General features: G+C 52.8%; 15 protein-coding genes and 1 tRNA gene. 9 read left to right on the top strand and 7 right to left on the bottom strand.

The genetic code is table 11. From position 1 onward, the window contains the following. Positions 1–128: 128 nt before the first annotated feature. On the bottom strand, positions 129–2,678 hold the full coding sequence (locus tag HG66A1_RS24040) for a hypothetical protein (protein WP_145190132.1): 2,550 nt from the start codon (positions 2,676–2,678) through the stop codon (positions 129–131). Positions 2,679–2,734: 56 nt separating this feature from the next. Continuing rightward, the gene (locus HG66A1_RS24035; RefSeq protein WP_232106658.1) at positions 2,735–3,229 is read right to left on the bottom strand and encodes a carboxypeptidase-like regulatory domain-containing protein; all 495 of its coding nucleotides are present in this window, start codon (positions 3,227–3,229) and stop codon (positions 2,735–2,737) included. 471 nt (positions 3,230–3,700) lie between these two features. On the opposite strand from HG66A1_RS24035, the gene HG66A1_RS24030 reads away from it, so the two are divergent. Next, positions 3,701–4,753: a DUF1559 domain-containing protein gene (locus HG66A1_RS24030; protein WP_315851616.1), complete on the top strand. Its 1,053-nt coding sequence runs from the start codon at positions 3,701–3,703 to the stop codon at positions 4,751–4,753. 108 nt (positions 4,754–4,861) lie between these two features. On the opposite strand, the gene HG66A1_RS24025 is transcribed toward HG66A1_RS24030, so the two are convergent. After that, on the bottom strand, positions 4,862–7,540 hold the full coding sequence (locus HG66A1_RS24025; protein ID WP_145190126.1) for a cation-translocating P-type ATPase: 2,679 nt from the start codon (positions 7,538–7,540) through the stop codon (positions 4,862–4,864). A 368-nt stretch (positions 7,541–7,908) separates the two neighbouring features. Here HG66A1_RS24025 and HG66A1_RS24020 point away from each other — a divergent pair, with 368 nt between their 5' ends. The 3 genes from HG66A1_RS24020 to HG66A1_RS24010 all read left to right on the top strand — a co-directional run bounded on the left by HG66A1_RS24020 (position 7,909) and on the right by HG66A1_RS24010 (position 13,429). Then, the gene (locus HG66A1_RS24020; RefSeq protein WP_409999487.1) at positions 7,909–9,381 is read left to right on the top strand and encodes a neutral/alkaline non-lysosomal ceramidase N-terminal domain-containing protein; all 1,473 of its coding nucleotides are present in this window, start codon (positions 7,909–7,911) and stop codon (positions 9,379–9,381) included. A 146-nt stretch (positions 9,382–9,527) separates the two neighbouring features. Further along, entirely contained in the window at positions 9,528–11,963 is a 2,436-nt protein-coding gene (locus HG66A1_RS24015; RefSeq protein WP_145190121.1) for a PSD1 and planctomycete cytochrome C domain-containing protein, read from the top strand. A gap of 2 nt (positions 11,964–11,965) precedes the next feature. Beyond that, positions 11,966–13,429 (top strand): DUF1501 domain-containing protein, encoded by a 1,464-nt coding sequence (locus tag HG66A1_RS24010; RefSeq protein WP_145043128.1) that lies wholly within the window; start codon positions 11,966–11,968, stop codon positions 13,427–13,429. Between the two features lie 130 nt (positions 13,430–13,559). Here the strand turns inward: HG66A1_RS24010 and HG66A1_RS24005 are convergent. After that, positions 13,560–13,633: transfer RNA gene (locus HG66A1_RS24005), tRNA-Val, on the bottom strand. 185 nt (positions 13,634–13,818) lie between these two features. On the opposite strand from HG66A1_RS24005, the gene HG66A1_RS24000 reads away from it, so the two are divergent. The 5 genes from HG66A1_RS24000 to HG66A1_RS23980 all read left to right on the top strand — a co-directional run bounded on the left by HG66A1_RS24000 (position 13,819) and on the right by HG66A1_RS23980 (position 22,251). Further along, entirely contained in the window at positions 13,819–14,796 is a 978-nt protein-coding gene (locus HG66A1_RS24000) for an NAD-dependent epimerase/dehydratase family protein (protein WP_145190118.1), read from the top strand. A gap of 171 nt (positions 14,797–14,967) precedes the next feature. Next, positions 14,968–15,279, top strand: coding sequence for a hypothetical protein (locus HG66A1_RS23995; protein WP_145190115.1), 312 nt, complete (start codon positions 14,968–14,970; stop codon positions 15,277–15,279). Between the two features lie 273 nt (positions 15,280–15,552). Then, positions 15,553–17,298 (top strand): amidohydrolase, encoded by a 1,746-nt coding sequence (locus HG66A1_RS23990; protein WP_145190112.1) that lies wholly within the window; start codon positions 15,553–15,555, stop codon positions 17,296–17,298. Positions 17,299–17,525: 227 nt separating this feature from the next. Next, positions 17,526–18,806: a serine--tRNA ligase gene (gene serS / locus HG66A1_RS23985; RefSeq protein WP_145190109.1), complete on the top strand. Its 1,281-nt coding sequence runs from the start codon at positions 17,526–17,528 to the stop codon at positions 18,804–18,806. Between the two features lie 307 nt (positions 18,807–19,113). After that, positions 19,114–22,251 carry a tetratricopeptide repeat protein gene (locus HG66A1_RS23980; RefSeq protein WP_145190106.1) on the top strand — a complete coding sequence of 1,046 codons (3,138 nt, stop codon included), beginning with the start codon at positions 19,114–19,116 and terminating at the stop codon, positions 22,249–22,251. 6 nt (positions 22,252–22,257) lie between these two features. Here HG66A1_RS23980 and HG66A1_RS23975 read toward each other — a convergent pair whose 3' ends face one another. Genes HG66A1_RS23975 through HG66A1_RS23965 form a run of 3 tightly spaced genes read right to left on the bottom strand, consistent with a single transcriptional unit; the run spans position 22,258 to position 26,754 of the window. Beyond that, positions 22,258–22,566 carry a putative quinol monooxygenase gene (locus HG66A1_RS23975; RefSeq protein ID WP_145043117.1) on the bottom strand — a complete coding sequence of 103 codons (309 nt, stop codon included), beginning with the start codon at positions 22,564–22,566 and terminating at the stop codon, positions 22,258–22,260. Positions 22,567–22,587: 21 nt separating this feature from the next. Continuing rightward, positions 22,588–22,983 carry a thioesterase family protein gene (locus tag HG66A1_RS23970; protein WP_145190104.1) on the bottom strand — a complete coding sequence of 132 codons (396 nt, stop codon included), beginning with the start codon at positions 22,981–22,983 and terminating at the stop codon, positions 22,588–22,590. Between the two features lie 42 nt (positions 22,984–23,025). Next, positions 23,026–26,754 carry a S8 family serine peptidase gene (locus HG66A1_RS23965; RefSeq protein WP_145190101.1) on the bottom strand — a complete coding sequence of 1,243 codons (3,729 nt, stop codon included), beginning with the start codon at positions 26,752–26,754 and terminating at the stop codon, positions 23,026–23,028. Between the last annotated feature and the right edge of the window lie 105 nt (positions 26,755–26,859).

Raw genomic sequence — 26,859 nt, 5'->3', positions numbered from 1 at the left:
TTGCCTCAGCGAACGATACACGCTAGCCGCGTGTTCATCTGGGGTGGTTCTGTCAGTATACACAGGTGAACCGGGAATGCAAATTTGCTTTTGTGTAAAGGCGGTATGTGCAAGGCCAGCAGGGAGGATTATTGATCTGTTTTTTCAGGACTGGCTGGTGGCTTGAGGTGAGGGTGTCGTTGCAGGTAGGCTGCAAAGTCAGTGATCGGATTTCGTTCCGTAAACTGAACTGGTCGGAGTTGACCGTATCGTGATGAGCCAGCGGGAATGTGTCGGGAGTCGAGAATATGTGTTCCCGCTGGTAAGGAGATCGAGAATGCGTCAACAGGAAACCTGGGATGCAGCCGAACCTGATCAAGCTGGAAAATTCTCAGGGTAATCAATCTGTCACGCATCAGTTGAATGGTGATCGAAAGGCGAGGCAGCATGAGACCATTCTCCAGTTTGGCAGGGGCAAAGAACAGCGTGGTTATCTGAGTTGCTCTGCGTTTATCGTGATGATGATTAGAGTAGAGAAAACCGGAATCTGTATCGAAGATTAATCGACTGAAAAACTCACCCGTCTCCATTTCACAGACGGACTGTTGCCCGCGTTGATGCGTTGAGATTCCGGATTTTTCGACGATGGTCTGCCTTTGAGTCAGCGAAGTCCAGTCGCACAGACTGGAAACCGTTCTGACGAAGGGGGTGCGGCTTTGGCTAACCCTGGCACTGTTACCGGGATTATGTCCCAGAAGAAATCTACCGTCGTACGAATGAACGGCAGAGGGAGTAACCTGCTGACCATGTAAGGTATTAGCTTCTTCCTGTATGGGAACGGTATTAAAAATGCTCTCACGATGAATAACGCCATTCGTTAACAGGGAGTATTTTCGTTGAGATAACTTTTCTCCCCGATATTTTTCCATCAGATTGATTATCTCAGGCACGTCCTCTGGAGGCAGAGAATGAAGTTCCTGGAGTAATCCCTGAGAATCGATGTTCTTCCAGTTGAAAAACAGCTCGCGAACCATCACCTGCAGATTGGATTGTTGCAGTATCTGTTCCTGTCTGTGTTTGTGTTCCTGTACGATTGCGGGCAGGCTGGAAACACGCTCTGGTCGAAATGGTGCTGTGAGTGGTAATAAAACGCGTATCTGTGCTGGAGAGAGCGGAAACTCAACCGTAGTTGCTTCACCAGCTGTCAGCTTGACCGGATTACCTGGTACCGGGAGTTTTACAATTGAAGATTTAGATGTGAAGGGATCAGCCACTGTAAACCAGTATGTTCCCGGTTCCAGGAAGGCTTGAATTTCTCCTGCAGAGTTTGTCTTCGGATAATCCAGATAGACGGTCTGAGTTGAAACCGGATAGACTTTTTCGGAGTCTTGCTTCTGCTGATTGAAGCGGATGCCAGGCAGCGGTTCTCCCGTCTCCGCATTAACTGCTCTCAGGATTACAACCGCAGCCTGTCTGAGTTTGATCCGATGATGCGCTTCCTCGCTCTGATCCGAAACTGAAAATGATTCGTTGAAAAAACAGAAGGGCTCGTCCGGTGTGGGTTCTGCAATCAGTTGATACTGTCCTGGGAGTAGTTGCAGGCGTGCATTCCCCTCGCTGTCAGATCGTGCCTGAAAACCGGCTCTACGGGTCACATTGCCCGGTTGGGCTGAGACAAGAACATGATTCAGCGGTAGGCCGGTATCTGCCTGGTGCACCTGAATCGTAGTGCTGCGAGGAGATTCCAGTTCCTGGTTCAAGATTCCATCGTAGCCCACGCTGAAATTGCATCTGCCTCGCGTCAGTTTTTTACTGGCAGTACCCACGGTGAATCGCTGAATATCAAAGGCTGGTCCTGGATCGACTTCAGCCAGATAGATGGTATCGCGTCTCAGGTTTGTGAATTCATAATTACCATGCGTGTCGGTGTATGTTTCACGCAATTCTCTGGGGAGTTGTTCGATCGCCTCAAAGGAGAGCGGCTGTGAAAGAGGCTGATTATGATTGCCCAGAAATTGACAATTCCAGGGACCACCACGACCAGATGAATAAAGGTTCCCATGCCCCAGGCTGATTCTCGTATGAGCCAGAGGACGCCCCTGTTTATCAGAGATCCGTCCTTTGAGTTGTGCTGGTCGATCAAATGTCAAATCGAGGATGATCGGTTCGTTTTGGTAGAATACCTTGAGTGCGCCGCCTTCACTCGGATCGATTGGAGTGCGTTTTTCAGGACGCTCAATGGGGATATAGCGACAGGTGCGATGCCAGGTGAACCCATAGTCCGGGGAAGTTCCAAAGAGAACAAATTTACCATTGATGGGGCCGGGCTGGTGTTTATTTCGATTGACGAGCAGTTGAATATCTTGAAGTTCATAGTGTCCGTTCACGTCCGTCTTCACCTGACCTCGCAGCAGGTTGAAGTTACGGGGGATATAAACTTCAGATACCTTTTTGGAACTGTTGGCAAGAAAGATGGTCGCGTTTTTAACTGGAGCACCTTCAGCATTACGGGCCGTTCCGGAGACTGTCAGACGGTGTAATTCCCTGCCATGACCTCCTGGGGACTCAACGGTCCGAAGGATTTCCACTGCGGGTGGTCGTTGTGGCTGTTGAACTACTGCAGCTTCCGCTGTCAGTTGTGACGGCGGAAGCAGAATCAGAGTTTGAAACGCAATGATCAGAAGAAACCGCTGTGGCATCGCTATCGTTTCCGATTAGGAGGATGCAGGTGGTATTCGAAAGCAGTGACAGTCACTTAATCCTGCAGATCAAATTTGAGATCAGTAATTTCATTACCATCCTCGACGGTGACGGTCAGACCTGAATTTTCTGCAGAGGCGTATTTTTCCGGCAGCAGATTTTCTGGCGGAGGCTGTGGTTTGGGATTCGGATCGTAATTGGGGTCGTCTTCCGGCAGCGCTTCTTGAGTTTCAGCAGTTTCAAATTTGGTGATCATGACTTTGTATTCGCCAGGCACGACGCCATCAGTACCTTCAAAGGTTCCCATTTGAAACACTCCCTCGGCATTGGTGCGTCCATTCGCATTGCGTCCCTTAGTCTGGTCAACGGGAATGAAAGCAATCACAGCTTCCTCTACGGGTTCGCTGTTATAGGTAACTGTGCCTGAGACGGCAGTTCGCGCGGGACGATCATCTTCAGGGCCTCCACCACAGCCAGTGGTTAACAGACTGGCTGTGCAAATCATTGCAGCGCAGCAGAGGAGGCTTTTACTTCGTTTGAGTGTGAACATTTCATTCTCTCGCTTAAGTGTTGAGTGGTATTTTTGATAGTTAAATTAAGTAATCTTGCGAAAATTGATGTGCCCGCAACTCTGCTGGGATCATAGGTGAACCGACAGCATAAAATCAACAATCGATCAATAAACTGTATTGAAATTCAGGTAGAAACCACTAATATGATCAAGTGGAGAGTTTAAATGAGATATATCAATAATTGCTTAATGAAGTTGTTTAATTAAGCTATGCTGAATCTGTCTCTTATCTCATTTCAAAATCAATTACCTTCTATTAACCCGCCAAGCATATTGCTGTTCTGGGGAGCCACGGTTGCTCAAAGTGGCTCAGGTTGTTTTCTGGTCTGCATCTTGAAGAAGTCTCAATTTGCCTCAGGTATGAGTGAATCCTGTAAGCGCTATGATTCTCTTGTAAGAACTGGAGAAAAGGGTTCTCGACTAGTGTAAGTAAAAATAAGGAGTACTTTGGTGAAGAACATTGTAAGAGAAAGACGCCGCGGTTTTACGTTAATTGAACTGCTGGTTGTGATTGCCATCATTGCAATTTTAATTGCGTTACTATTACCAGCTGTCCAACAGGCACGGGAAGCAGCCCGTCGATCGACCTGTAAAAATAATTTGAAACAACTCGGATTAGCATTACACAATTACCATGACGTTTTCGGTATGTTTGTGCTGCGTCGTGGAGGGACCAACACTGGACCTATTAATAATTCTTCCCGATTGAGTGGTTTTGTAGGTCTTCTGCCCTACATGGATCAGGCGCCTCTGTTCAATAAAATTTCTGCCGGTGATTCAACTAATCCACCTTTTGGACCTTCAGCCTGGACAGGTTGGAGTGTCTGGAACGTATCGATTCCCATGTTGCGTTGTCCTTCTGATGGGCGCAACAAACAGATCGTTCGGACCAATAACTATGTGTTCTCTCTGGGAGATTCAGCGACCAGTATCAATGGAACCAGTTCTCGTGGGATGTTCCCCTATCGGAATGGAACACGCATACGAGATATTACCGATGGAACCAGTAACACCATCGCCATGAGTGAGCATGTGCGTGCTAACTATGCTCCTGCGACCTCCAATGCCAGCCGCAATCGGGTTGAAGGTGTCGCCATGGGGCAGGCCCCCCGAACCAACCCGGGAGCCTGTATGTCACTCGCTTCTGGCTCCGGCTGGGTCAGTGGAACATCCGTTAAAGGGAGGCATGGTACTTCTTTATGGGACGGTCAGGCAGAACGTTGTGCGTTTAATACAATTCTACCTCCCAATGCACCTTCCTGTGCAGAAGGAACCAACGTTAATGCCGATTCCACTCATGCTGCATTGGCACCTTCCAGTATGCACACTGGTGGGGTTCACGCGCTGATGGCCGATGGTGCCGTGCGTTTCATTTCTTCCAATATCGACACCGGCAACTTAAACACAGCCAGTCCCAGCCCGAGTGCCCTGTCACCGAGCCCTTATGGTGTCTGGGGTGCCCTGGGAACCAAAGAAGGTGGAGAAGTGCTGGGTGAGTTTTAATCCTGACACGGCCTGATAGATTCAAGTTGATCTCAGGCACCGCCGAAGCTTAGCAAAGCCCTCTTTACTTTCCTGTAAAGAGGGCTTTCTCTTTCTCTACGTATTTTTTCAGTGAGAGTTCTTTTTTCGCTTGAATGTTTTTTCTACTTCGACTGCGATGAACACAATTGAAGAGAGCGCGAGCGTGATGGCCAACTCAGCCGCCGTTAAGGGAGCGGTCTTAAAGACATCGTTCAAAATCGGAATATAAATCGTGGCCATCTGCAAAATGAATGTCAGCAGAACGGCTCCAAACAGGGGCTTGTTCGAAAAAGGCCCCTGCGAAAAGAACGATTCCCGTTCTGAGCGAATGGCCAGAACATGGCCCATCTGACTTAAGCAGAGGACGGTAAAGACCATCGTCTGCCAGTGTTCCTGACTGCGATCGATAAACCAGGCTTGAGTAAACAGCGAAACCGCTCCCATCAATAATCCAACCCAGATGATATGCGCGCCCAGTCCGTGGGCAAAAATGCTTTCCTGGGGATGACGGGGTGACCGTTGCATCAGATTTTTTTCACCAGGCTCTGCCGTCAAAGCCAGACCGGGGACACCATCGGTGACCAGATTGATCCACAGAATATGAATCGGCAGCAGCGGAATCGGCAAGCCGAGCAGGGGAGCCAGAAAGATCGTCCAGATTTCACCCAGGTTGCTGGTCATTGTGTATTTGATAAACTTGCGAATGTTGTCAAAGATCCGCCGTCCTTCTCTGACCGTTTTGACGATCGTCGAAAAATTATCGTCCAGCAGAATCATGTGCGCTGCTTCCTTGGAGACATCTGTGCCGGTGATGCCCATTGCCACTCCGATGTCGGCCCGTTTCAAGGCCGGTGCATCATTAACGCCGTCTCCCGTCATGGCCACAAAGTGACCGCGATTCTGTAAGGCCTGCACAATCTTCAGTTTCTGTTGAGGTGAAACGCGTGCATAAACCCGAATTTTCTCCACTCGTGCTTCCAGCTCTTCCAGTGTAAGCGGTTGGAGTTCCTTTCCAGTAATGACCGAATCCGTTTCCTCTTCAGCAATGATTCCCACCCGTCGGGCGATGACTGCTGCGGTCAGCGGGTGGTCTCCGGTGATCATCACTGGATGGATGCCTGCAGTCCGACAGAGGGCGACCGACTCGGCTGCTTCCGGACGGGGAGGATCCAGCATGCCGACCAGCCCCACCAGGGCCAGGTCTGCTTCAACTTCTTCTGATATCAGAGACTCTGGAACAGCGTCCCAGATCCGCAAAGCGAAGCCGAGTGTTCGCAATCCCTCGCCGGCGATCTGTTCGGTATGCTGCATCACCTGGCTCTGGTCGATGTCGGTCGGTCCCGCTTTCGCATGGAGATGAGTCGCACGCGCAACGATCTCTTCGGCAGCCCCTTTGGTGATCGATACGACTTTCCCATCGCTCCAGGGATGAAAAGTCGTCATCAGTTTGCGTTCCGCATCGAATGGAATTTCAGCCAGGCGGGGAAAAGCGGATTCCAGCTCATCGCGCAGGAAACCTTTTTCCCGGGCGAGTTCAAACAGTGCTGTTTCTGTTGGATCACCAACGACTTCGTCATCGCCGTCCAGTCGTGTGTCGTTACAGAGTGCCAGGGCAGAGAGTAGTAATTCCGCGTGCGGTTTGTCAGCGAGACTTTGGCTGGTTGAAGAACCAGATTCGGTTTTCGGGAGTTTATCCGTAGAGAGGATCTGACTGTCAAGGTAAACCTGCTCGACCGTCATCCGGTTCTGGGTGAGGGTTCCTGTCTTGTCGGTGCAGATATACGAGACTGATCCCAGGGTCTCTACCGCGGGGAGTTTGCGAATCAGTGCCTGCTGCTTAACCAGCTTGCGGGCACCTAGAGCCAGCGAAATCGTGATCACCGCAGGCAGTGCTTCGGGAATGGCGGCGACTGCCAGCGAGATTGCCGTCAGCAGCATCAGCAAAGGTGGTTCACCGCGTAACAGACCTGCGACGAACACGATGATACAGATCGCGAAAATGGCATAAGCCAGTTTCTGACCGAACGTCGCCAGTCGTTTCTGGAGTGGTGTGCGCCCCTGTTCCTGGTCCTGGAGCAGCGCAGCGATCTGTCCCAGTTGGGTCCGCATTCCCGTTTCAGTGACGATCCCCTGACCGTGACCTTTGGTAATCAGTGTTCCTTTAAAAACAAGATTTTTTCGATCACCGAGAGGAAGTTCCTCTTCGCTAAGCAGGCCGGTCTGTTTCTCTACCGCCAATGATTCCCCTGTCAAAGCTGCTTCATCGATCTGCAGTTGGACCGCCTCCGTCAGTCTCATATCTGCAGGAACAATGTTCCCCGCTTCGAGGATGACGCGGTCGCCGGGAACCAGTTGATTCACCGGAAGCGTTGTGACTTTTCCTCCGCGCAGCACATTGGCCGAAGGGGCGGCCATCTTCTTCAATGCTGCCATCGCTTTTTCGGCCCGATATTCCTGTACGAACCCCAGGATGGCATTCAGTAACACAATTACGGTGATGGCGATCGTATCGGCTGGCTCGCCGATGATCCCGGAAACGACTGCAGCCGCGATCAGGACCAGAATCATGAAATCTTTGAACTGGTCCAGAAACATCATCCAGACTGATTTTCGTTGTTTTTCAACGAGTTCATTCAGACCGTACTCAGCCTGGCGGGATTCGACCTCCGCGGAAGTCAATCCCTGCTCAGGGGAGTGCAGTCGGTCTGCCGCAGCATTGACATCAAGCAGATACCAGGCGGGTGAGGTGTGGTCTGCAGAGTTCATCAGGCAACACTCCTCTCGGTTAAAGAGCAGTTGCTGGTAAGTGACAGGTAAACCTGAAAACCAGGGATCACGTCAGGATGTCTCAGTATTGATTTCATGGGCTTTCAAATCTTTGGATCGAGGCGTACGTTCCGATTCGGAACCGGTCCTGGATTGGAACGCATATTCGATTCTAACGGATCAAAACCATTTCAGCTACGGCTTGTACAAGGAGCGGTCTTTGTCCAAAACAGTTCGGCCGGTATCTGACTCATGTTTGAACTGGTCTTCCTTCTGGCATCAATGCTGGTTGATGGTTAGAATGAAATCAGTCTGCAGTAGGATCTGCAGAGGGTGTCGCATCTGAAGAATTGAATCCGAGAGGAAGTCTGGACATGTTTTCGAACCTGTATCGCATCTTGCCAATAACAATCTGCATTACCCTGGCGCTGACTTTGTGTGTTAAAACGCAGGCCGAAGAGAAACAGCCTGTCTTACTGGCAGGAGCGGCCACCAGTAATATCACTCCCCCCTTAGGCGAACTGATTGTGGGAGGCTGGAAACCGATTCCCGCCAAACGCATTCACGACGAATTGCATGCCCGCTGCATCGTGCTCGATAATGGTAAGGTCAAACTGGCGATCGTGCTCTGCGATAACGTCGGGATTCCGGAATCGGTCTTTGACCTGGCGAAAGAGCAGGTTCATAAGCATACCAGCATTCCCAAATCACATCTGCTGATGGCTTCAACGCACACGCATTCCGCCACCACAGCCCGCGGGCCTTCCAAGGTGCTGCGGGAAACCGAATTCACCGAGTATCAGAAATTCCTGGCCAGCCGGATCTCGGATGGCGTGCGTCGTGCCCTGTATCAACTGGAGCCGGCACGAATTGGCTGGGGACAGGTCGATGAGCCGTCAGAAGTCTTTAATCGTCGCTGGTATGTGAATGACACTTCCCTGTTGACCAATCCCTTTGGTGGCCTGGATCGCGTCCGCATGAATCCTCCGCGGGGAAATAAAGCCCTGGATCGTCCGGCTGGTCCGACTGACCCGCAGGTCAGCTTTATTTCGATCCAAAGTCAAAAGGGACGCCCCATCGCTCTGCTGGCAAATTACTCGCTGCACTACGTAGGCGGCGTGCAGTCCGGTGATGTCTCGGCTGATTACTTCGGCTACTTTGCGAAATACATTGAGCAGAAGCTGGGGGCTCAGGATCAGTCGCCACCTTTTGTCGGTATTTTATCCAACGGTACCAGTGGTGATGTCAACAACATCAATTTCACCGAGAAGGGGGGCAAGCGTTATCAGCGTTATGAAAAAATGCAGGAAGTCGCTGAGAAAGTGGCCAGCCGCGTCTATGAAGCACAGCAGACCATCAAGTATCACAATTGGGTCCCGCTGGGGGCTGCTGCCGCCAAACTCCCTTTGAAACTCCGCAAACCAACGCCGGAGATGCTGGCACACTTCGAGAAAATCAAATCCGAAACCGGGGACGCGAATCGCGCAAAGCATCGACGGGAAGAAATCTATGCAGACCGGATTGCCAAAATCATGGAAGCACCGGATCAGATCGAAGTCCCGCTGCAGGTGATGCGGATCGGCTCACTGGGGATCTGTGCGATTCCCTTTGAAACGTTTACCGAAACCGGTCTGGAGCTCAAAGAACGCAGCCCCTTCCAGCCCACATTTACCATCGAACTGGCCAATGGTTCGTTCGGATATCTGCCCACGCCCGATCAGCATCGGCTGGGCGGTTATGAAACCTGGCTGGGAACCAACTACGTAGAAAAGGACGCCAGTACCAAAATTGTAAACATGTTGCTGGAACTGTTTGCCCAGTTGAAAAAAGAAGACTCGTAACCAGCAGTCTGTCCCCCCCTGTGGAACGCAGCCCATAAGGGGGTTGTTTCAGGTGAGAGACTCGGGTTAGAATGGTTTCTCACCAATGCGTTTATCCTGCCTCACGATCCCAGCCTCCCGCAAGCAACCCGAAAGATCGTTGATTTATGACTGATTCGAGAATTCGGACCACATTGATCATTCTCCTGAGTGGCCTGTGCCTGATGGCTGGCAATCAGTTCTGCGCTGCAGAGCCGGTTGACTTTCGTCGTGATGTGGCACCGATTCTGGAACAGCATTGTCTGGTCTGCCATAACAGACGGGTTCGACAGGGGGAACTATCGCTGCATTCCCTGGACGCAACATTACACGGGGGCGAAAGTGGGGAGATCGTGGATCCTGGAGATCCGGACGCGAGCTACCTGTTGGATCTGATCACTCCCAGTAACGGAGTTGCAGAGATGCCGCGCGAGGCACCTCCACTCTCGGAACAGGAGCAGTCAATCCTCCGTCGCTGGATCAAAGAGGGTGCTGTCTGGCCGGAAAAACTGGAGCTGGAAGCACCACTCTTATGGTCACTCGCGCCGCTGAGTCAACCAGCGGTTCCCATGGATGTACAATCGACGGATCAGTTCCCGCTTCGCAACCCGATTGATGCGTTTATTGCCTCACGACTGCAAGCGGCCGGTGTTCAGCCAGCTCCGCCTGCAAATCGACGGACGTTGATCCGCCGTCTGTATCTGGATCTGGTGGGACTGCTCCCCCCACCTGATGAAGTCGAAGCCTTTGTGGCCGATACCGATCCTCAAAGCTACGAAAAACTCGTCGACAAACTGCTGGCCTCACCCCATTTTGGCGAACGCTGGGGACGCTACTGGCTGGACATGGCTCGCTATGCGGACAGTTCCGGTTACCTGGGGGACAGCATACGACCGCACGTCTGGGTTTATCGGGAGTGGGTCATCGAGGCGATCAATCAGGATCTGCCCATCGATCAGTTTTCAAAAGAACAGTTAGCCGGTGATCTGTTTGAGAAGCCGACCGTTTCGCAAAAGGTGGCGACCGGCTTTCATCGCAATACTCTGAAAAACACAGAAGCCGGCGTAGATCTCGAACTCTATCGGACTAAAGAGATCGTCGACCGTGTCAACACGACCGGCATGGTCTGGCTGGGACTGACATTCGGCTGTGCCGAGTGTCACGATCACAAACATGATCCCATTTCGCAGAACGAATTTTACCAGCTGTATTCTTTCTTTAACAACGCGGATGAGACCACGGTGAAGGTCACGCGGGACTGGGAAAAACAGGAATACCAGCAGGCTCTCGCTGACTGGCAACCCGATTACGATCGCTGTCAGCAGGAAATCAAGACTTACGAAATTGCAGACCTTACCGAAAAACAGCGCACGGAAATTGATAAGATTCTGAAGGGCTATAAACGCTCGTCCGATTTGAAAAAGCTGGAACCGTTTTATCAGACGAAAAAAGAGGGGTGGGATAAGCTCTCAGCCAGGCTGGGGAAACTCCTCTCCTCCCGGCCGCAGGCCCCCTCTACGCGTGCCCCGATTTTCACGGAACGGACCAAAGACCGTCGCGAAACGTTCGTGCATGTCCGCGGCGTTTATAATCGGCCGGGAGACAAGGTCAGTCCGGGGACGCCCTCTGTACTGCCGGACCTGCAGTCGCGTCAGCCGACGCCCGATCGACTCGATCTGGCCAACTGGCTCTTCCGGGAAGAGAACCCATTAACCGCACGGGTGGCGGTGAATCGCATCTGGCAGCATCTGTTCGGACGGGGCATCGTCTCAACGCCGAACGACTTTGGCACTAAAGGAGCCACGCCTACACATCCGCTTTTATTAGATTGGCTTGCTTCAGAATACAGACAACGTGACTGGAGCCGCAAAGCGATGATCAAACTGATCGTGATGTCTTCAGCCTATCAGATGTCGTCCGCCGCCAATGCACGTGACGTACCCCAGGATGTCAACAATCTGCTTTTCTGGAGACAGAACAGTTTTCGTGTCGAAGCGGAAATCATCCGCGATATTCATCTGACCGCCAGCAGTCTGTTGGATCGAACCATCGGCCGCAAGGGGATTCGTCCGCCGCTGCCTGCCTTCGTAACCGATGTAGGACGGAGCGTCAAATGGCCCGCCACCCAGGGGAGTGCCCGTCATCGCCGGGGGATGTACATTGTCTTTAAACGGACGGTACCGTTCCCGATGCTGATGACGTTCGATGCTCCGGATGCGACCGTCTCCTGCAGTCGACGCGAACGTTCCAATACACCGCTGCAGGCTTTGACCTTACTCAATAGTCCCATGTTTTACGAATGTGCAGAAGTACTGGGAAAACAGATGCAGGAGAAACACGCCGACAACATTTCCGCAGCGATTCAGGAAATGTATCTCCGCTGTCTGTCGCGACCTGCCGGTGAGCCGGAAGCGGTCGCCCTGCAGTCTGCCTGGAGCGATCTGCTGCATCTGGCGGAAGCGACGCAAGCTGAAATGAAACCGCAGCAGAAGCCGGCAGAGACCGCAATGGTCCAGCTGGCACGCATCATTATGAACCTGGATGAATTTGTTACGAGAGACTGATCATGCTGTTTCCACCACAGTCACATTCTGAGCAGACGCTGCTGAATCGGCGGCGGTTCTTCGCCACCGGTGCCAGTGGTCTGGGAACGCTGGCCCTGGCTTCACTGCTGAAAGAGGAAGGCCTGCTCGCTTCCGAAACTTCCGCGCCGCAGGCCCACTTTGCCCCGAAGGCCAAACGCTGCATCTATCTGTTCATGGAAGGGGGGCCGAGCCAGATGGATCTGTTCGACCCCAAACCGAAGCTGAATGAACTCGATGGTCAGCCGATGCCCGAGTCGATGCTCAAAGACATCAAGTTTGCTTTCATTCAGAAAGAGGCCGCTCGCCTGATGGGGAGCCCGCGCACCTTCAAACGCTACGGCGAGTGTGGCATGGAGCTTTCGGATCTGCTGCCTCACCTGAGCACCTGCGTGGACGACATCGCCATGATCCGTTCCATGCACTGTGAGCAGTTTAATCACCTGCCCGGCCAGCTGATGATGCTCACCGGATCCGATCTGCAGGGGCGCCCCACACTGGGCTCGTGGCTCAACTATGGGCTGGGAAGCGAATCCTCAAACCTGCCGGGCTACGTGGTACTGGCAACATTGGGACGCGGTCTGCCCGGCGGTGCCTCCAGCTGGTCCAGCGGTTTTCTCCCTTCGCAATATGCGGGCACACTCTTTCGGAATCAGGGAAGCCCGGTTCTGAATCTGGAGACACCCCAACAGGTTTCTTCCGCAGCACAAATGCGGAGCCTGCAGGCGATTAATGAATTAAACGGTCTGCGGTTCGAGCAGGTGGGGAATCCGGAAATTGCCAGCCGAATCAATGCGTACGAGCTCGCATTCCGTATGCAGCAGACTGCACCGGAACTGCTCGATCTTTCGGGTGAGACGAAAGCGACACTCGAAGAGTACGGCGTGACCCGCGACGAGGCTTCGAAGAGTGGCACCGCCGGTTTCCTCGGTTCTTACGCCCGCAACTGTCTGCTGGCACGACGGATGGTCGAACGGGGCGTGCGTTTCGTGACGCTGTTCCTCTCCACCTGGGATCATCACAGTTCACTCGACAGCGGGTTGGAGCGTTATACTCAAATCTCCGATCAGCCAGTTGCGGCTCTACTCAAGGATCTCAAACGCCGTGGCCTGCTGGAAGACACCCTGGTTGTCTGGGGAGGCGAATTCGGCCGCACGCCGTTGGGAGAAAACCGGGTCAATTTCAAGAAAGTCACCGGCCGCGACCATCACCCTTATTCCTTCAGCATGTGGATGGCGGGGGGGGGCATCAAGGGGGGCCAGACGATCGGCGAGACCGACGAAATCGGCTGGGGCGTCGCCAAAGATCCGATCCACGTCCACGACCTGCACGCCACGATTCTGCATCTGTTCGGCCTGAATCATGAAGAACTGACCTACCGCTTCCAGGGCCGCGACTTCCGGTTGACCGATGTCGAAGGGACTGTTGTGCAACGATTGCTGGCTTGAGATCTGAACATTGTTCAAGTCAAATAAGCTGATCAGATCTGACAAAGACGAGAACCAATAGAAAAAGCCCCTGTTTTAACTGGTAAAACAGGGGCTTTTTATGTTTGAATCAACAGTTTCCTGCTGAAAGTGGGCGATGAGGGACTCGAACCCCCGACCCTCTCGGTGTAAACGAGATGCTCTAGCCAACTGAGCTAATCGCCCGGATTTTCAATATACATCGGAAAATCCGATGTTTTTGTTGCGTCATTCTTAATGACACGTTCGTATTATGGCAGGTTCGTAGCGAAATGCAACTCTAGCGTGTAAACTGTTTTAAGCCTTCGCTGACATTGGCCCGAATTTATCCGTTCTGCGGTTTTTTCCTTATCTCGAGAAAGAATTTCGTTATGTCTCATTGCCTCGTTACCGGTGGGGCCGGCTTTATTGGCAGTCACCTCTGTGAACAATTAATTCAGCAGGGACAACAGGTTACAGCCGTAGATGATCTCTCGACCGGGTTCTTGAAAAACCTGGATGCGATTATCGACCATCCGCAGTTTACCTTCCGGACCGGGTCGATTACCGACCCCGTGCTGATGGCAGAAATGGTGCAGGGCGTTGACACAATTTATCACATGGCGGCAGCCGTCGGGGTGAAACTGGTCGCAGATAACCCGGTACGTACGATTGAGACCAATATTTATCCAACTGAAGTGCTGCTGCGACACGCCGTGCAGGGAAAACAGAAATTTTTCCTGGCTTCCACCAGTGAAGTTTACGGCAAAAACCCCAAAGAACGCTGGACCGAAGAAGACGATCTGCAGTTCGGACCGACGACGCGACCCCGCTGGGCTTATGGAGCCTCGAAGGCCATCGACGAATTTCTGGCACTGGCCTATCACCAGAAATACGGGCTGGATGTGCGGATCGGCCGCTTTTTCAACGTGGTGGGCCCCCGACAGGTGGGACAATACGGCATGGTGATTCCCCGTTTCATCGATCAGGCTCTGGACGGTGGTCCGGTAGTTGTGTTTGATGATGGATCCCAGATCCGCTGCTTTGGACACGTTTCCGAAATCGTGGATTGCGTGGTCGATCTGACCAATCTGGATTCTGCTTCCGGACAGGTTTATAACATTGGCGGTGATGAGCCGGTTTCGATCAAAGGACTGGCCGAAGCGATTATCGCTAAGGTCAACCCGGACGTTAAAGTCGATTACCTGCCTTATAACAAGGCCTATAATGAAGACTTCGAAGATGTCCAGCGCCGGATTCCCGACCTGGGTCGGCTGGAGCAGACACTGGGACGCAAACCAAGCGTGAAGCTGGATGCGATCCTGGATGACATCATCGCCTTCAAAAAACAGGCCCGCGGCCTGGCCTGAGCGTCAGGAATAACCGTTAAAACTGGAATCATCCGTAGAATTCGAGCAGGAAATCCGCTCTGAATTCGATCCCGGCTGCACTCTCTCATCTCGCCCGCGCTCCTGATCCGATGAGTAGTATGGCGAATATTGCAGTTATCCTGGCAACATGCGGTCCAATGGATGGGAGAGATGATGAACGGATTCCAGAAAAAATTATTTGTATCAGCAGTTCTACTGGGGATTTGGGGAACAGGTCTTTCTGTCCAGAACGCCCAGGCAGGCGGGGGGCGGATGTTTCTCTCGTTTTGTGAACTGTGCCAGGAAACCAGCCGGGGAAAACAGGCCAAAGGCAGTACGTATCCCTGGCCCCTCTATTCTTACCATCAGTACCGGGGTAAGCATTGCAACAACGAATATCAGCCCGGGCTGTATCGACGATATGAATATGCACGCTACCACGTGAAAAGCCCGCAGCCCTTCCCGGGACAGATCAATCCCTGATCTGAGGACAGAACGCTCAGGCAACTCGCATTTATTCTCAGTTATATCTCTCCTGCAGTGACGTTTGCAGATGGTTCCCATCATCTCGAACAGCACTCGCAGGAGATTGTTTTTTTACAGACAGACAGGGTGTGCGGGATTACGCTGAAAACCGTTCCGGGATTGTTGCTCCTGATGCGCGAGGCCGGTTACACTGTATAGATCAGTCACCGTTGATGGAATGGGGCTGAACCTTGCTGGTAACCCGCCTGATCTCATCCCGCTGGAGTGCTTATGTCTGTCCTGTTCCGGAACTGCTTTCGTTCCACCTGCCTGGTTCTGTTTGTCTGCCTGTTTACATCGATGGTCTCCGCCGAGACAGCGACGTTGATCTTCAAAAACGGGAAGGTCATTACTCTCGACTCCAAATCACAGATCGCAGAAGCGATTGCCATTCGCGACGGAAAAATCCTGGCGGTAGGCAGAAATGCTGAGATGAAGGCTTTTCAGGGGGAACAGACAAAGGTGGTCTCCCTGGACGGTAAGACTGTGATTCCCGGATTGATTGAGTCGCACGTTCATGCTCTGCGGGCGGCCCGCGGAGAGTTGATTCAGCCGCATCAGGAATTGAATTCCGTTGCAGAGATTCAGGCCTGGATTCGGGAAAAAGTCAAAGAGGTGCCCCCGGGACGCTGGATCACCGTTCCCCGCACCGATATTACGCGGCTGAAAGAACGTCGACGTCCCACCCCGGCAGAACTGGATGCGGCCTGCAGTACACATCCGGTCTATATGAATATCGCCCGTAAGAATGTGTTAAACACCCGCGGGTTCGAATTGATCGGCATTCGAAAAGAGGGAGATACGCTGGCGGGGGCTAAGGTGATTTTCGATGAAGCAGGCAAACCTTTAATGATGGAAGGGGGCGGCGGTGCGATCAGCAAACTGATTCCGCGGGAGACCGTTCCCCCCGAAGCGACGCGGGAAGCTTTAAAGAAACTGCATGCGATTTATAATTCTGTTGGTATTACCAGTATCCTGGAGCGGGGCTCGCGCGTCGACGAGTATCGGGAATATGAGCTGTTGAAGGAGCAGAATGAGCTGACCGTGCGGATGACGATGACGATTCGCGAACAGCTGCGGAGCGCTGAGGCGGTGCGGGAGTTCACAAAGAAACTGGGACTGATTACCGGAGACGGAGACGACTGGGTTCGCGTAGGTCCGCTGAAGATCTCCGTGGATGGCGGGATTCATTGGGGGAGTACCCGGCTTTCTGAACCTTACGGAGAAAAGCGAATCAAGTTTTATGTACTCGAAGATCCTGACTATCGGGGAGACCTGGCTTATTCGCGTGAGCTGATGGCGGAAATCTTTGAAGAGGGACAGAAACTGGGCTGGCAGATGTGTTGTCATGCGACCGGGGACGGGAGTGTGAATGAAATTCTCTCAGCTCTGGAAGAGGTGAATCAGCGGCTGCCCGTCAAGGGGCGTCGGTTCTGTATCACGCATGCCTACTTCCCCTCGAATGAATCAGTCAAGCGTTCGCACAACCTCGGGGTCTGCTATGATACGCAGACCTACCTGTTCTATCGCGACGCCGATGCCATCAATCAGGTCTATGGTCCGTCGTGGGTGAACCGTTTCATGGGGCTCAAAATGTTTGTGGATGCCGGCGTGCCGGTGGCGATCAACAGCGATCACATGAATGGCTTTGACCCCGATCATTCGATGAACGCCTTCAATCCGTTTCTGGCGTTGTATATCGCGGTCAGTCGGCGCGATATCTACGGGGACGTGTATGGTCCTCAGCAGAAACTGAGCCGGGAACAGGCCCTTCGCTGCATGACCAGCGATGCCGCCTACATCAGTTTTGAAGAGGATAAAAAGGGGACGCTGGAACCGGGCAAGCTGGCTGACCTGGTTGTGCTGGATCGGGACTATCTGACCTGTCCTGAGGAAGAGATCAAGCAGATCAAACCCCTGCTGACGGTTCTGGATGGAAAAGTCGTCTACGATGCAGCGCAAGACAGTGGAACCTGATTTGTCAGGGAATGCTCTCTGAAACCGTTACAACGGGTATATTCGGTCTGAGATGTCTCGATGACAGGCCGTAAATCGGGCTGAATCTTCATTTTTCCGATCGAAAAAGCGTTACCCTTGGACATTAAAATTGTCATGAGATATGATGCGATCTCTATTTCAGGAGAGAGACCGTACGTATCGGAATTTGACTCATTTCAGGACTCTGACGGGGTAATTGATTTCTTATGTTGGATTTGCAGTTCATCTGCGAGAATCAGGAAGCGATTCTTGAGAATTGTCGTAATCGGGGAATTGAAGTCGATCTGGCACGGCTGACCGAACTGGATCAGCGTCGCCGGGAGCTGATTGTTCAAGGCGATCAGGTTCGTCAGGAACAGAAATCGGTCTCTTCCCAGATTCCGAAAGCCGCAGACAACGATGAGAAGCAGTCTTTGATTGCCAAAGGCAAAGAACTCCGCGAGCAGGTTTCTGCCATCGATATCGAACTGCGGGAAGTCGAAACCGAACTGCGAACCGAGCAGGCACGGGTACCCAACCTGGCCCATCCGGATGTCCCCATTGGGAAAGAGGACAAGGCGAACACCGTTGTGCGGTTGTGGGGTGAGAAGCCCGCCTTCGACTTTACTCCCCTGGATCACGTGGCCCTGGCTGAAAAACATGATCTGATCGATTTCGAAGCGGGTACGCGGGTGGCGGGACACGGCTTCTACTACCTGAAAAATGAGGCGGTTCTGCTGGAAATGGCCCTCTGCCAGTATGCCATGCAGAAGCTGGTGCAGGAAGGATTCATTCTGCACAGCACGCCGGACCTGGCGCGGAAAGAGATTCTGGAAGGGATTGGCTTTAATCCCCGCGGCGATGAAACCCAGATTTACTCTGTCGAAAACACCGACCTCAGCCTGGTTGCGACTGCAGAGATTACCCTGGGGGGCTCGCAAAAAGATCAGATTCTGGATCGGGAAACGTTGCCCCGCAAAGTCGCAGGGCTGTCACACTGTTTCCGTACTGAAGCGGGCGCACACGGTAAAGCGACACGTGGTATCTATCGCGTGCACCAGTTTACCAAGGTCGAAATGTTTGCTTTCACCGAGCCCACTAATGCAGCTTCTGACGCGATGCACGAAGAAATCGTGCGGATCGAAGAAGAGATCTTCCAGGGACTGGGCCTGCATTATCGCGTGGTCGATACGTGCACCGGAGACCTGGGAGCCCCCGCTTATCGTAAATACGATCTGGAAGCCTGGATGCCTGGTCGAGGCGATGCCGGCGACTACGGCGAAGTGACTTCTGCCTCTAACTGTACCGACTACCAGTCTCGCCGACTCGGGACCCGCTGCAAGTCCAGCGGCCAGAAAGGGACCGAATTCGTTCACACGCTGAACGGGACCGCAGTTTCAATCGCCCGGGCGATTATCGCGGTACTGGAAAACAACCAACAGGCAGACGGCTCCATTCTGATTCCAGAAGTGCTCCGTCCCTGGGTCGGAAAAGAGCGGATCGGTTAAATCTTCCACTTTGGAACAAACGCGGTCAGTTCAGAACTCGTAGTAAAGCAGGGTGGCTTTGCAAACGGACAAGGTCTCCCTGCAGAGGGGCGGACCTGATTTAGATCCTGATTATTACTGGATTTAGACCGATTTCGGGTTTATTTGTCAGGAATACAGGGTAAGTTAGACCGAGTACATGATTCCTCCCCGGACAGTATTATCGTGCTGTCCGGACCGGTCTGGATCTGTACAGACCCGCCCCATCTGATCCCGGCGTGTGGTTCGCTGTTTGTTTCTATTCCCGTTTCAGATCCAGAGAATTTACGTGAACGATCAACCAGACAAAGATTTGCCTGAAGACAATACTCCCGACGCTTCCGAGCACGCTGCTGATCAGAATCAGGGCCCCGAGGACTCGGAAGAAACACCCGCCGGGGAGGCTGGTCAGACTGATGTAGAAAATTCCCAGGATCCTGTGGAAGAAGGTCTGCCCGAATGGGAACCATTGACCCCGGAACTGGTCGAAGACGAAGCGATCCGGGGCGACTTCATGTTACGCTGGGCAGCGATTCTGCTTGCCTGTCTGTTTGCAGCGACCTATATCACTGATACCCAGACCCTGGTGCATGTCAAAACGGGCCAGTACCTGGCCAGTCACGGCTTCTGGCCACCCGCGAACGATGTTTTCTCCTATACGGCCACCGATCGTCCCTGGCATAACAATGGCTGGTTGTTTGACCTGTCACTCTCCGCCGTTTATGGCGTCCTGGGAGGGGCTGGTCTCACGCTCCTGAAAGTCCTGTTACTCGGAGTGACGTTTTATTTCATTGTCCGGCAGAGTGAGCGGGAGATTTCCACCTGGTGGGGCTCGATACTCGCGGTGCTGGCTCTGATTGCCTGTTTTCCACAACTCACGGTTACACCGGAGATCATCACAATACTGGGCGTTGTTTTGACCCTGTATTTTCTATCGGCGTGGCAGAAGCAGAATTCTCCCCGCGCACTCTGGGCTCTGGTCCCGCTGTTTCTTGTCTGGGCTAATATGGATTCACGAGTGGTGCTGGGGATTGCGCTACTGTTGTTATATGCCCTGGGTGAAACCGTGGCAGCGATGCTGGATCGCTCAGTGCTCAATGATGATACCGATTACAAAGCCTTGTGGATGGTGCTGGGAGGCAGCCTTGTTGCGACGCTGTTGAATCCGACCGGCTGGCATTCTCTGACGGCAGGTCTGAGTTATTACTCAGTCGATTATCCCATCATGCAGTCCATGTTCCAGGGCCAGTTGCGACCGGAAGAGTTGGGGTATTTCCCGATGACCTCTCCCCAGTTCTGGAGCTCGCTCAATCATTATGCCGTTGCAGCGTTTATTCTGATGCTGCTGACACTGGTGAGTTTCGTGTTGAATCAGTCGCGCATGAGCTGGGGGCAGTTGTTTGTCTTTCTGGGTTTCTGTGGATTCTCTGTCCTGGCCAGTCATGAACTGGTGGTCACAAGTGTGTTGTGTGCCATCTTTGCAAACCGTAATTTTCAGTTGTGGTATCGCGATAACTTCCGGCAGACCTACAGTGTCGAGACTTCGGAGCTGCTGTTTTCACGGGGCGGCCGCGCTCTGACTGTGTTGACGTTTTTCGCCCTGGCTTACCTGGTCGTGTGCGGACGTTTCCAGGGACAGGGAGTGACCCGGCACGCCATCGGTTTGGGGCTTAGCCCTTCACTCAGTCGGACAATTGACGGCTATCGTACCGCCCTGGAAGAGTCTCTTGATGATCGTCCTTTCCATTTCGTGCTGGAGCAGGGCGACCTGTTGATCTGGCTGGATCAGAAATCCTTCGTCGATAATCGTCTGGCTCTGTTTACTGGAACCGGGGAATCCGACCTGATTGCCTTGCACGACACAACGCGCCGGGCGCTCCGCTCGGAGCGTAAAGAGCAGCAGGGAAGCGGTAAGCCTGAGATCTGGAAAGCCACTTTTAATCATTATCACGTGACCCACGTGTTGCCGCGACTCTCGGGAATGAACCCCGACTACCGCACCTTCTTCGATTTACTGACCACGCCGGACTGGCAATTGACCAGCCTTAATGCAGCAACAGCCGTCTTTTATCGCACCGATACCGAAAATGAAAAGACAGTCGAATTCCTGGCATCCCATAAGCTGAATTTCAAAGAGCTCGCATTTCAGCAACAGAAAGACTTTCCTGAAATTCGCAGTGACTGGGCACGTCCGCAGTCGATTTACAGTCGCTACCTGCTGCCTCAGACGGTCAGTCTGGAGAACGATGTGCAGACCGCACGTCATTATCTGGGACTGATGTCACAGGCAGGTGGGAACCATGAATTAACCTCCAGCTTTGCGATTCTGGCGATTCAACTGGCCAATCGTGGGTTGATCGAAAATCCAAACAGTGCGGAAGCCTACCGCATCCTGGGAAGTGCCTACAGTTATCTGGCGCGTCTGGAAGCACAACTGCTGATTCCCCCCGGCGCCAATGGTCAGCAACGACAACAGGTCGGAATCGACCGCATGCGTTACTTCCAGATCCTGCATGCCTACCACCAGTCGTTGATTATTGAACCCGACTTTGCCCCCACTCATATGCTGCTGTTTGAGATCTATTCCAATATGCGGAAAGTCGATCTCGCGCATCGGGAACTGAAAGCCTACCTGGAAATGGTAGAAGGTCAGGAACAGATGGACGACGAAGCCTTTGCCCGTCTGCGTGCCTATTCAGAACACGTTGAGAAACTGCAAGGGCAGATCAATCAGATTTCTGAGGAACTGGCGCAGCTGGAAGAAAAGGGCGGCGATCGGTTACAGCTGGCGAGCCAGGCTTACCAGAACGGATTTGTCCTGCTGGCACAGCAATACCTGGATGACCCGGTCTATGTGAAGCAGAATCCCCTCGCGCAGAATCTGCAGGCGACGATTCTGATGGAAGTCGGTCAGTCTGAAGCAGCCGCGAATCAGGTGTCGCAGTTACAGCGTGATGCACAGAATCAGCCCCAGATTCCCTGGCGGGCGCAAGCCGCATTTACCAGTCTGGGGAATGGAAACTACCGTGGATGCTTTGATCTCTGGCGACAGGAGATTAGAGAGCACGAAGAGGCCCGGATTGCAGGTGTGTTGCAGACACTGCCTCTGGTTCAACCTCCCACCAACAGTTTCTGGCCCACTCAGCATGCGGTCTCGGTAATCAACTATCAGTATGGACTGGCCCAGCAGCAGACGCCGTTGAAGTTGAACATGGCCCGCTGTGAAATTGAAGCGGGTCAACCGGAGCAGGCAAGGGCTTTGTTTCAGGAGATCATTGATGACGCGCCGGACACGCCGTATCGACCGATGATCCGCTTTTACCTGTATCAGCTGACGGGCAAGTTGATTCCGGAACAACCGGAAGCACCTGCGGGGCAGACGGAGCCAGAGGAAGTAGAACTTCCCCTCGTAGCTCCGAAACCCTGAATATGATTAAGCCGGCTTCAAGACTTTGATCGTGGTCCCTTTGACCAGGTCTGCGACCTGTTCGCGGTAGGTCAGCATGTGGGGAGCGGCGAGGTGTGCCTTGAGGGCATCGACGCTTTCCCATTTCTCCATGACGGTCACAATCTGGCTGCCGTTCTTCACCTGAACCGGGATGTCGGTATCTTCATCCACGGCCGGTCCGTATTCGATGCAGCCATCTTCCGCGTGAACCAGGGGAACCAGGTTGTGGAAGGCTTCCAGGAAGGCGGCCTGTTTGCCTTCCGCGATTTCGATATCTGCGATCACAAAAATCATGTTACTGCTTTCTGGAGGGAGTTATTGTTTTCGTAAGCGTTTTGCCAACTGGCTCAGACGTACGATGCGGCGGGAATGCAGGCCGCTGGCGATCTTGTCACCACCTGCAAACGCTTCTACATTGAAGCGATACACCGGACCGTCCTGATAGATGAGCCGTGCGGTGCACTGCACCTGCTTGCCTGGTGGAGTGGGAGCCAGATGCTCGATATCCACATGGGTGCCGACGCTCAAAGAGTCCGGTTCCAGCCAGGGCTCCAGAAATTGTAACGCAGCCTGCTCCAGAAACCAAATCAGCGACGGGGTGGAGAGTACGGAAATTTCTGTATCTCCACCGCCGAAAGTGATCGTCAATTCGGGAGTGACTTCAAAGGTGATCGACTTGCTCTCACCGATTTTGGGACGCTGCCCCTGCATGCTGGTGCCTGTCTTTCTCGATTCTGATTTTCGGTCAGCAGACTACTGCGAGATTTCAATCGGTATGTAATCTGAGATCCGATCATCACTGGTCGAGACACTGATGTAAGAGCGAATGATCTGTTTCGCCAGAGTCGATTTGACATCCGGGGTCACCGTCACAGGCAGGGTCACTTTGATCTTGGAGATACCATTGATTTTGGTAGGAATCTCCAGTGTCGCCTGTGAGGAACTGCTGGGATCCGTTTTGGCAGCAGAGGCATCAATCAGTTTCTGAGGACCTGTGACCTTAAGGATGTAAACATCAGGGCGTCCGACAGTCAGGATGTTGAGATTGATTGATCCTTCCATTTTGACTGGGATACTCGGGAAGAGTGCTTCCAGGGTAATGGTGCCCTGGCTGTCCTTTAAGCCTTCGTCGTAGGGAACCGTGAAGTAGGTATCCACAGCGGCATACAGCGTTTCGTAGGGTTTGCCCGGTTCGGGACGGGGAATATTGTTGAAGGATTTTCCGCGTCCGTAGAACGAACCTTTATAGGCTTCGACCAGTTTCCCATCCGCACCTTTTTTATACAGTCGGTGATCGATACGGCCACTGAAGCCCTTTGTTTTTTTATCGTCGGAGGGGAAGGTCAGCCGCACCGTTGTGGTCTGGCTCTCACCACTCTCCGGTCTCCACTCGGGAATGTCCAGTTTACGGAACGTACGGTAGTTGGCCATGATCGGAAAATGATCCTGGGGAACGACACGGGTCAGGCTGCCCAGGCTGGCGGACATGCTGCGTACCTGATTGGACGAGTTGGAGTAGGTAATCAGTTTTTCCGATTCTTTGCCGGAATCGACGGTCGACAGAGAGAGTTCGTCGGACGAGGCGCGGAATCGTTGTGCTTCGATGAGCAGATCGTATTTGGATTCGTTCAACCAGTTACCACTGAAGGTACTCACGAGCACCTCGTGGATGCCCTCTTCCTTGGTTGAGACAGTCAGAGTGGCGTTAGAACGGTCTCCTCCCAGCTGCGAGGTCTGTTGAATCACACGGTAGCCGATCTCGTCTCCATCCGGGTTGAATACGCTGACGAGCAGACGACCTGAGCTGTTGGCTTCAAAACCCAGCATGACGGTCAGACTGCTGTCCCGGCGGGTGACTGCAATCGGGTAGCGGTGATAGGCACCTGCAGTAATCGTTTTCTGAGGAACGACAAACGCTGCCTGGCGATCGGAGTCGCGCAGGCCCAGTCCGGGCAGGCTGACTTCGGTTTCAAGGTCCGAAAGTTCGATCGGTTTGTGAACCACATCCAGAAAGCTGAATTCCCGTTCGCCATGCTGAGTGACGGTGTAGTAAGCCAGGTAGGTTTTTCCACGCTCCATCAGGTGGCGTTTACGGGTACTGTAGAAAAATGATTTGCTGCTGTTGGAAAGGACCAGGGTGATCTGGTTCCCCAGTGCCTCTTCCTTACCGGGCAGGGCAATTGAGAACGGGATTTTTTCTTTGTCCTTTTTGACATCCAGAGTCACAACGGAACCGTCGGTATCCTGGATTTCAACTTTTTCCAGCTTCACGATGGCGGGAGTGTTCTTCAGTAACAGGCTTCCCTGGTCGGAAACTTCCCCGTCAATATTCAGGTCCAGGTCGACCCGCTTGTGAGCGGCGATGTTATTGGCCCGGTCATACAGACGGTTGAATTTGGAATAATGATTGATACTGAATTCCGCAGACTGTTTCTTGGGATCCAGGGTCTCTTTCGCCAGTCGCAGGAATTCGGTGTAGGCTTTATCGATATCGATCAAGCCGGCTCCCTGCTGAGCATAAGTAAATCCAGTCATCCGCTGCGCTGTATTTTCCAGTGCGATACGCATGCTCAACGCAAGCGAAGTCAGGGAATAGCGACTGTCAGACGATTTCTTACGGATAGACTCAATTTTCTTCTGCTGTCGTTCCAACACTTCTGCATATTCTTTGTCAGCCTTGATCAGAGAGAGCATGGCTGCAGCGGCACCGGCGGCAATCGGTGACGACATACTGGTTCCGTTGAACATGCTGGAACCATCCGAGTTCAACGGTGTCGAAGACAGGGCTGAACCAGGGGCTACGACGTTAGGTCGCATTTCACCGGTGTAGGAAGGTCCTAATGAGGAAAAGTAAAGCAGCCCGTGTTCCGGGGCTTTGACCCCTTCGGCCAGTCGATAATGTTCCATCAGAGTATTGGCCGACACATGGGCACCCACAAAGACGGCAGGGCTGGAGCCTCCCAGACCGTTAATCGTACGATAGCCTGGGCCATCATTTGAGGCGGAGACAAAGAAGGTGGTTCCAAATTTCGCCGAGAGGTCCTGCAAGAGGATGCTCAAGGGACGCTTCAGATAACCTTCGTGACTACCCAGGGAAATGTTGACCACGTCGGGGACATACCCTTGTGGATTAAAGAAGGCCGAGATGATGCCCCGCAGGATTGCCTGGTCGGTACAACTGCGTCCCGAACAGACCTTGATTGCCATCAGTTCTGCTTTTGGGGCGGCTCCTTCAATCTGGAGTCCGCTACCGGCAACGATACCGGCCACATGGGTTCCGTGTGACTGCTGATCGAAGGCCACGGTAATTTCAGTGATCTGTTTTTTGGAATCAGGACGGAATAACAGCGGATAGGCGATCCGTTTCGTACGTGACGGAAATTCCAGCATACTCTGGTAAGGCACTTTCAACCCGTCTTTCTGCATTTTACGGGCGGTGTTGAAATCGATAATTGCTGTTTTTGCTTCTTCCCCAGTGAATTTGCCGTCCATGTCCACGTCGACGAACGCCAGTGCGTACTCTTTGGGAAGGTCATGGATGGTCGGATCCGGCTTACGGGCGACCGCGGGGGCTTCGGGGTCTTTGGCTCGTTTTTCTGCTTCTGCCTTCTTTTCCTCTTCGATTTTTTTCAGGATGGGGTTAGGGATCATTCCGACAACAACCAGCATTTTGTCATCCTTGGTGCCGTTACGGTTGATATCAACCCCTTCACGACCCAGGGTAGTCCAGAGGTCTCCCTGCTGAAAACCGAGCTTCTTTTCATCAATATAACCGAAGAAGACCGTTTCATTTTCTTTGATCAGCTCCGGCAGGGCGACGAATTTACGGTCTGCGATTTCAAATTTGCCATCCAGTTGACGGACGCGGGTCAGGGGAGAACGACCTTCGCGGGTGGCATCATCCCAGAAGATTACGCGATCCTGAAAGACGGGGTGGCTCGTATCGATGCCGGTATCAATGATCGCTACAATCGTACCCTCGCCCAGACCTTTACCGGCGACGCGTTTCCGCAGTGCGGGGACTTTGATGTCGTCCAGCGGGACATAGAGGGAATCGAAGTCGGCTTCAGGGACTTCCTGCAGTTCAGGGACCTTGGGCTGTTCCGGCGTTGGTTCCAGTACACCCTGAGGTGTGTTTTTATGAGGCAGAATCTCTTCCATGACTCCTGAGGGGAGCTTCAGAGAATCAATAAACTTCTTGTCGTTCAATTTGCTCGGGGGGAGGTTGACCACCAGGAAGGGGATATCATTGCCGATTCCCAGGTTAGGGTCGTAGACAATTTTTCCACCCGCTTTCTTGACCAGATCTGCGGTGCGTCGGACGTCGTTTACCCGCAGCAATACAGTCAACTCCGGCGAGCAGTCGCAGAGTTCTTCTTTCAGCTGGGCGTCAGCCGGGGCAGCAAACTGGTTGAAACCAGCGGCCATGATGGTCAGGATCAGGGTGTATTTCGACAATCGAGATAAATTGAAAAAGTTCATCCGTCCCTCAAGCTTTCGAGCATCAGGACACTAGGTCCTGTAAAATGATTATGTTTTGGAATTCAGCGGGCAGGTGGGTCGTGTCGAGTTATCGGGCTCCCGGAT

The organism is Gimesia chilikensis (assembly GCF_007744075.1).
Classification (GTDB): Bacteria; Planctomycetota; Planctomycetia; order Planctomycetales; family Planctomycetaceae; genus Gimesia; species Gimesia chilikensis_A.
Note: the sequence above shows the minus strand (reverse complement) of the source record. Positions and strands in the feature narration are given on the sequence as shown.

Coding starts and splice junctions, on each gene's coding strand:
- HG66A1_RS24040 (WP_145190132.1), bottom strand. CDS start 2,678: ATGCCACAGCGGTTTCTTCTGATCATTGCGTTTCAAACTCTGATTCTG.
- HG66A1_RS24035 (WP_232106658.1), bottom strand. CDS start 3,229: ATGTTCACACTCAAACGAAGTAAAAGCCTCCTCTGCTGCGCTGCAATG.
- HG66A1_RS24025 (WP_145190126.1), bottom strand. CDS start 7,540: ATGAACTCTGCAGACCACACCTCACCCGCCTGGTATCTGCTTGATGTC.
- HG66A1_RS24015 (WP_145190121.1), top strand. CDS start 9,528: ATGACTGATTCGAGAATTCGGACCACATTGATCATTCTCCTGAGTGGC.
- HG66A1_RS24010 (WP_145043128.1), top strand. CDS start 11,966: ATGCTGTTTCCACCACAGTCACATTCTGAGCAGACGCTGCTGAATCGG.
- HG66A1_RS24000 (WP_145190118.1), top strand. CDS start 13,819: ATGTCTCATTGCCTCGTTACCGGTGGGGCCGGCTTTATTGGCAGTCAC.
- HG66A1_RS23995 (WP_145190115.1), top strand. CDS start 14,968: ATGATGAACGGATTCCAGAAAAAATTATTTGTATCAGCAGTTCTACTG.
- HG66A1_RS23990 (WP_145190112.1), top strand. CDS start 15,553: ATGTCTGTCCTGTTCCGGAACTGCTTTCGTTCCACCTGCCTGGTTCTG.
- serS (WP_145190109.1), top strand. CDS start 17,526: ATGTTGGATTTGCAGTTCATCTGCGAGAATCAGGAAGCGATTCTTGAG.
- HG66A1_RS23975 (WP_145043117.1), bottom strand. CDS start 22,566: ATGATTTTTGTGATCGCAGATATCGAAATCGCGGAAGGCAAACAGGCC.
- HG66A1_RS23970 (WP_145190104.1), bottom strand. CDS start 22,983: ATGCAGGGGCAGCGTCCCAAAATCGGTGAGAGCAAGTCGATCACCTTT.
- HG66A1_RS23965 (WP_145190101.1), bottom strand. CDS start 26,754: ATGAACTTTTTCAATTTATCTCGATTGTCGAAATACACCCTGATCCTG.